1 protein-coding gene is annotated in these 393 nt (G+C 35.4%); it reads right to left on the bottom strand.

All coding sequences use genetic code 11. The features are described 5' to 3' along the window. Positions 1 to 44: 44 nt before the first annotated feature. A partial coding sequence (locus D0T85_RS22000; RefSeq protein WP_163215666.1) for a hypothetical protein occupies positions 45 to 393 on the bottom strand: 349 nt, incomplete at its 5' end.

The raw sequence follows: 393 nt of genomic DNA, 5'->3' as shown, positions 1-393 counted from the left end.
AATTTCCTGCATTCTTGCTTTTATGCGAGATACATCGTCTATTTCTATAGGCCTACCAATTTGTAAATCGCAGAAGTGTTCATGTTTTCAGCTTTTGCGCTAACAGTTATTATGCCTTGTTTTTCTACTTCAGGATAATCGATATAATATATTATTGTATCTTCTGGCTTCGCATTACCTTTGACTGTCAAGTATTGTAGTTTGCGAATTAAATCGGTAAAGTCGTACCAGTTTTTAATCTTTAATGTCAAGGTCTGACTATCTGTTAGTGTGGTTTTTATGTACTGATAGGCTTTCTTCACTTCGTCGCTAATCACAATAATTCTATCACCTTCTTTATATGCGCGGGCAAAATGGAAAACTTTATCTTCTCCGGCTACAGCAAAACTACTA

It is taken from the genome of Bacteroides sp. 519 (assembly GCF_010500955.1).
GTDB lineage: Bacteria > Bacteroidota > Bacteroidia > Bacteroidales > Bacteroidaceae > Bacteroides.
Note: the sequence above shows the minus strand (reverse complement) of the source record. Positions and strands in the feature narration are given on the sequence as shown.